Here is a 5,760-nt window from a genome sequence, read left to right on the forward strand (position 1 = left end):
GACTAATGTAGTCGAACTGGTTTTTTGCAGCGGTTCGTACGTTTCCTCAATATGAGTACAGGGCGGAATTAACGTAACCGCCCCTTTTTTCAATTTCCCATGTAGTCATGAAAGCAATTCCCAACGCCCGTATTTATTCCCCCACCAGCGTGCGGTTCACGCCCTCCGAGCTGTTGGAAGTGGCGCAGGCCTGCGATTCCCTAAAGGTCTCCCGCTCCACCTTGTTGCGCCGGGGCGCCTTAACGGTCGCCCGTGAGCTGCAGGGCGCCTTGCCGCGCTGACCCCCAGCCGATACAACACCCCTAATCAGCCGCAATCCCGCGGCCCCCCTTGATAGCTCCGAGAACGGCAGGGACGAACACTCCCGCAGCCCCTCAAAAGCGAAAACCCCCGGAGGTGAGATTCCGGGGGTCTTCAAGGACAAGGCGCTTACGACGCCAGATCCCGACAAATGTCTGAACGCATTATGGCCCCTAGTGGGGGCCCCCAGCAAGAAATTGCTGCAACCATTCTATCTACCAAAACCCAGCCGCCACGGCATCTAAGCCCTAGCCATTGGGCTGAGCTGACCGAAGAAAGCGGAATAACACCAGCAATAGCGTCCAGCAACTTCCGCTCATTTGGCGGCGCTGGCTTCGCCGATCCTGAAAACGAGCGGCAGGTGCTGCTGGCCGAGGCCTTCGCCCTGGGCAACCAGCAGCCAGGCCACTCCTACCAGCGGCGGATGAAGCTGCAGTGGAAGTACGGCCACCTAGATGGCGGCGGCTGGCGCTTCATCGGCTCCGCCCTGCCTGGCTTCGCCGCTACGCCCCGCTGGAAGCCTGACGAGCCCCGCATCAGCGGCAATGGGAGGCCGATTAAATACGAATCACAGCCTGGCCGCAGGCCTGGCCTGTTGCTCCCGCAGGTGCCCGTAACGGTCTGGAAGCTGGTGGCCGAGCGCCACGGCCTGCCGATGCCTGCTGATCGCAGCGCAGGTTTTTGGGCCTGGGCACTAGCCACCCCCGAGTTGCCGATCACTATTTGTGAGGGCGAGAAAAAAAGCTGTGCCCTGCTGGGCCTGGGCCTGGCTGCAGTGGGCCTGGCTGGTTCGGAGATGGGCCGCATGGTGCTGGCCCGCGATGCCAAAGGCCGCGCCTGTGATGAAGCCCTGGTGCCCGAGCTGGCCGCCCTGGCTGCTGGTGGCCGCCGCCTGCTGATCTGTTTTGATGCCGATCCAAAGCCCAGCACTGCCCGCAAGGTGGAGGGCGCCGCCGTGCGCCTGGGTCACCTGCTGGTGAAGGCTGGCGCTGAAGTGCGGGTGGCGCGCCTGCCGCTGCTCGATGGGGCGAAGTGTGGCCCCGACGACCTGCTGGTGGCCCTGGGTGCCGATGCACTACTGGAGGCCCTGGCCGATGGCCTGGCCCTGGCCGAGCTGGCCTGGGAGCGCCGCTACTGGGCGGAGCGCCGCATAGAAGCCACCACCTGCGCGCAGCTGCGCGTGGGTGGTGGCTTTAAGGAACTGGTGAAGGCCCTGCAGCAGGCCACTGCAGCGATTGTTGGCATAAGGGCGCCGAAGGGCTTCGGGAAGACAAAAGCCCTAGAGCAGGCCCTGGCTGATTGCCCGCAGGTGCTGGCCGTCACCCATCGCCGAAGCCTGGGCGCTGCCATGGCCAGCCGCCTGGGACTGATTTGGCGCAATGACACCGACACCGCCCTGGGTCACACCCTGCTGGCTGATGGCGAAGTGATCGAAGGCCTGCCGAGCCGCTACTGCCTGTGCGCCGACAGCCTGCTGGCCATTAAGCCCGAAGCCTTTAGGGGCGCCGTGCTGGTGCTCGATGAAGCCGAGCAGCTACTGGCCCACCTGCTGACCTCCAGCACCTGCCGCGAGCAGCGGGGGCTACTAATCCAACGGCTGCAGGCCATCGTGGCCAACGCTTCGCAAGTGATCGCGCTCGATGCCGATCTGAGCGACAGCACTTTGCAATGGCTGCAGCAGGCCCGAGCTGGTGGCAGGGCCACCAGCTGCGCGCAGGAGGTGGCCCTGCTGGTGGCCGAGGGCACCCCCCAAGGCTGGCCTATCTATTGGTACGAAGAAAGCGCCGAGCAGTTGGAGCAGGCCCTACTGGTGGCCGCAGCTAAGGCGCCTGTATTTGTCACCACCGACAGCCGCGAGCGAGCAGCCGCCCTCCACCAGTTGCTCCAGCACCACCTGCCCGAAGCCAAGGGCCTACTCATCACCAGCGCCACCAGCAGCACCCCCGAGGTGCAGCAATGGCTGGCGAAGCTGACTAACGAGCAGGCCCTGGTGGCTGGGGGCATCCGTTGGGTGGTGGCCAGCCCCTCCATCAGCAGCGGCCTGTCCATTCAGCACCTCCACTTCAGGAGCGTGTTTGGCGTATTTGGCGCTGGAAGTTTTGACGATGGCGAAGCCCTGCAGGCCCTGGCCCGCATCAGGCAAGGCGTGGCCCGCCACATCTGGGTGAAGCCCGTTGTCAGGCCCCAGCAGCCCCCGTTGAGCGGAGCCTGGTGGCCCGTACAGGCCGAAGGTGACCTGCGCCAGCGATGGAACCATCAGGCCGCCCTGCTGCGCCAGCAGCTCCAACCCGATCTGCTGCTGGAGCCCAGCCCTGGCTCTGCTGCTGAAGCCCTGGCCGCCACCTGCCGCCTGTGGGCCGACCTCACCAGCCGCCGCAACTACAGCCACAGCCACCTGCGCGCCTTCATCAAGGCCCGCCTACGGGCCGAAGGCCACCAGCTACTGCCCCCCGCTGGAACCATCAGCCAGCCCGAAGCCGCCGAGCTGAAGCTGCTCAAAAGCCAGCTAAAGGGCGACCGCCAGCAGGCCCACGCTGAAGCTGTGGCCAGCGCGCCGATCATCAGCGCCGCTGAAGCTGACCGCCAGCGCCGCCTGCAGCAACACAGCCCAGCCCTGCAGCGCCGCGCCCTAGTGGAGCGCCTGGCCCTGGTGGATCCTGAAGCCCTTACGCCCGCGATGGTGGTCTGGGCCGAGCGGTGGGCTGGAGCAGCCGAGCGCCTGGCCTGCCTGCTGGAGCCCAGCTTGGCCCTGGTGCTCGATGCAAAGCGCCTGGCCGCCACCACTCCTAAGGGCGAAGCCCCCCTGCCCTGGGATCAATCATTCAGGGCCCAGCGCCAGCAGGTGGCCGAAGCCATTGGCCTGGCCAGCTTCATCGAGCAATTCCCGCTGGGAGGCAATAGCTGGAGCGGCGCCACCCCTGAGCTGATAGAGCTGGCCGCTAAGGCCCGCCGCTACGCCAAGGCCATCGAGCAGGGCCTGGCCATCCGCATCAGGGCCAACGACACCGACACCGCCCTGGTGGGAGCCCTGCTGCTCAGCTATGGCATTACCACCACCAGCCAGCGCAGTGGCTCCAACGCCCGCAACTACGGGGCCGATGCCGAGCAGCTCCAGCTACTGCGGGAAGCTGCAGAGCGCCTGCAGCGTAAGGGCTTAGGGCTTGCTCCACCTAGTGCTGTTTTGGAGGGCTTCGCTAATAAAACAGCCTGTGGTGGAGCACCCCCCGCAGAGCTGGCCAACCCGTGGCGGGCGGCGGCGGCTGGCGGTTCAATTGGTCTAGATGCCCAACTAGATGATGCGCCGCAGCCAACTAGCCATCAATTGCCCCTCGCCATTGCTGGAGCGCCTGCGCACCACAGCCAAACAGCAGGGGACAACAGCCACCGCGCTGGTGCTGGAGTGGATCACAGCAGGGCTAGATGGAGGTCTAGGCAGATCTAGCCCGCCTAGCTCAGATCTAGAAGCCCGCCTAGATGCCTTGGAGCGCCGTCTAGATGGTCTACCCGCATCCCCCATTCGAGCGATGCCGCCATCCCCCAAGCAGGGGCCAACGCCTAAGCCAGCTCCAACTGCGCAGAGTTGCGCAGTTGGAGCTGCTGGCGGGGCGATCACCACCGCAGAGCTGGCCGAGCGCACTGGCATCAGCAGGGGCGCTTGGAACACCTGGGCATCCAAGGCCGCCCCCGGAACTGTGCGCCACCACGCCATCGCTGGGAGCTGGCGCCTAATGGGCAAGGCCCCCGATGAAAGGGGCGGGCCGCCCCGTTGGTTGTGGCAGCAATGTCTAGATGAAACCTAGATGCCGTCTAGGTTTTGAACACTAGTAGAGGCAATCAATCAGGCCACTGCGGCCGCCTGCAGAATTGTCACAACCACGGCATTGTCACAACCACAACGGCCGTAGTCTATTGCGACAGGCGCCACCGCGATGCTCTACGTCACCTATCTGAGGCTCAGCCGCGAAGCCCGTGGAGGTCGCAACTACGGCCTAGATGCCCAGCGCCGAGATCTAGATCTGTTCCTGGGTCAGTGCTGCCCCGATGCCGATGGGTGCCTGGAGATCGCCAGCTACACCGAAGTTCAGAGCGGAGCTGATGATGACCGCCCCGAAATGGCGAAGGCCATCGCCCACGCCAAGCGCGAAGGCGCCACGCTGCTGGTGGCGAAGTTGGACAGACTCAGCCGCCGCGTGAGTTTCATCGCTGGCCTGCTGGAGGATCACAGGCTCAGCTTCCGCGTGGCCTGTATGCCAACGGCGGATAAGTTCCAGCTTCATATCTACGCCGCACTGGCGGAGCAGGAGCGGGAATTTATTAGTGCCCGCACTAAGGCTGGCCTGGCCGCCGCACGCGCCCGTGGCGTGGTTTTGGGAGGCCTTAGGCCCAACACCATCAAGACCAACGAAGCCGCCAAGGCGAAGGCCAACAGCGACGCAGAGCAACTGCGTGGAGTGCTGGCGCCGATGGTCGCCAGCGGCATGGCACTGCGAGCAATGGCTGATGCACTGGCGAAGGCTGGCCGCACCAGTCGCAATGGCACCCCGCTGCATCCCACGCAGGTGGCGCGCATCGTTCAGCGCCTGGGACTGTGAGCGCAGGCTGATGGCTCCGCCATCAGCTGCGCGCAGGTGCCCCCTTCTAAGCCCCCTGGAGCAATAACGCCGCCGCCAGCGCCAGCAGTTGCTGGGGGCCCTAGTCCCAAATCTGCGATAACGAACGGTCTAGTTTTCAAATGTAGTGATTGCCACGCTAAGATATTAGAAAGCTCTGCAATTATGAACTATTTGCAACTGCGCGAGGACTACAAAATTGCTCTTGGCCGCTGGGAGCAATGCGCTAATCGCCTGTGCGAGCTAATGCACTGCGACTTCGGCACCCTGGAACAGGCCCTGCTGGAACAGGGCGGCCGCCATCGGGAACTGGTGCAGCAATACGCCCGCCTAGGCATTGCCCTAGATAAGGCAAACGACCGCTGGGACACCGCCCAGATGCTGCAGGCCCGCGCCACTGCCGCCGCCGGCCAGCTAAACCGCGACCTCCATCTCATTGATTGCTAATTATGAAACGACTCACAAATCGCCGCCCCAACCCAATCGCCGCCAGAGTGGCCCCGCCCGTTGGCCAGGCCCTGCCCACCGATTGGAGCCAGCAGGCCGTTAATCATGGCGGCACCTTTGACCGTCGCGACCTCTCGCAGATGTGGCGGGAGCCGCAGTGGAGCGCCAAGACAAACAGCGCCACCGCCGAAAACATCATCCAAGGCGCAAGGCTAAGTAAGTGAGCGAGCCCTACGCCAGCGACTGGGAATACATCATCGGGAGAAAACTCCGCTAGACTAATGTAGTCGAACTGGTTTTTTGCAGCGGTTCGTACGTTTCCTCAATATGAGTACAGGGCGGAATTAACGTAACCGCCCCTTTTTTCAATTTCCCATGTAGTCATGAAAGCAATTCCCAACGC

At 63.9% G+C, this 5,760-nt stretch carries 6 protein-coding genes; all 6 read left to right on the top strand.

What is annotated here, in order from left to right; all coding sequences use genetic code 11:
• The first annotated feature begins 107 nt into the window (after positions 1-107).
• Positions 108-281 (top strand): hypothetical protein, encoded by a 174-nt coding sequence (locus KBY72_RS14125; RefSeq protein ID WP_254962394.1) that lies wholly within the window; start codon positions 108-110, stop codon positions 279-281.
• A 170-nt stretch (positions 282-451) separates the two neighbouring features.
• Positions 452-3,742 carry a plasmid replication protein, CyRepA1 family gene (locus KBY72_RS14130; protein ID WP_254962395.1) on the top strand — a complete coding sequence of 1,097 codons (3,291 nt, stop codon included), beginning with the start codon at positions 452-454 and terminating at the stop codon, positions 3,740-3,742.
• An 82-nt stretch (positions 3,743-3,824) separates the two neighbouring features.
• The gene (locus tag KBY72_RS14135) at positions 3,825-4,100 is read left to right on the top strand and encodes a hypothetical protein (protein ID WP_254993841.1); all 276 of its coding nucleotides are present in this window, start codon (positions 3,825-3,827) and stop codon (positions 4,098-4,100) included.
• A gap of 129 nt (positions 4,101-4,229) precedes the next feature.
• On the top strand, positions 4,230-4,892 hold the full coding sequence (locus KBY72_RS14140) for a recombinase family protein (RefSeq protein WP_254962391.1): 663 nt from the start codon (positions 4,230-4,232) through the stop codon (positions 4,890-4,892).
• Between the two features lie 183 nt (positions 4,893-5,075).
• Complete coding sequence (locus tag KBY72_RS14145; protein ID WP_254962392.1) at positions 5,076-5,357, top strand: hypothetical protein; 282 nt, start codon at positions 5,076-5,078, stop codon at positions 5,355-5,357.
• 2 nt (positions 5,358-5,359) lie between these two features.
• Positions 5,360-5,581: a hypothetical protein gene (locus KBY72_RS14150; RefSeq protein ID WP_254993842.1), complete on the top strand. Its 222-nt coding sequence runs from the start codon at positions 5,360-5,362 to the stop codon at positions 5,579-5,581.
• The last annotated feature ends 179 nt before the right edge of the window (positions 5,582-5,760 follow it).

The sequence above is a fragment of the Cyanobium sp. BA5m-21 genome, from assembly GCF_024346235.1.
Lineage (GTDB): Bacteria > Cyanobacteriota > Cyanobacteriia > PCC-6307 > Cyanobiaceae > Cyanobium_A > Cyanobium_A usitatum.

Coding starts and splice junctions, on each gene's coding strand:
- KBY72_RS14150 (WP_254993842.1), top strand. CDS start 5,360: ATGAAACGACTCACAAATCGCCGCCCCAACCCAATCGCCGCCAGAGTG.
- KBY72_RS14130 (WP_254962395.1), top strand. CDS start 452: ATGTCTGAACGCATTATGGCCCCTAGTGGGGGCCCCCAGCAAGAAATT.
- KBY72_RS14135 (WP_254993841.1), top strand. CDS start 3,825: ATGCCGCCATCCCCCAAGCAGGGGCCAACGCCTAAGCCAGCTCCAACT.
- KBY72_RS14140 (WP_254962391.1), top strand. CDS start 4,230: ATGCTCTACGTCACCTATCTGAGGCTCAGCCGCGAAGCCCGTGGAGGT.
- KBY72_RS14125 (WP_254962394.1), top strand. CDS start 108: ATGAAAGCAATTCCCAACGCCCGTATTTATTCCCCCACCAGCGTGCGG.
- KBY72_RS14145 (WP_254962392.1), top strand. CDS start 5,076: ATGAACTATTTGCAACTGCGCGAGGACTACAAAATTGCTCTTGGCCGC.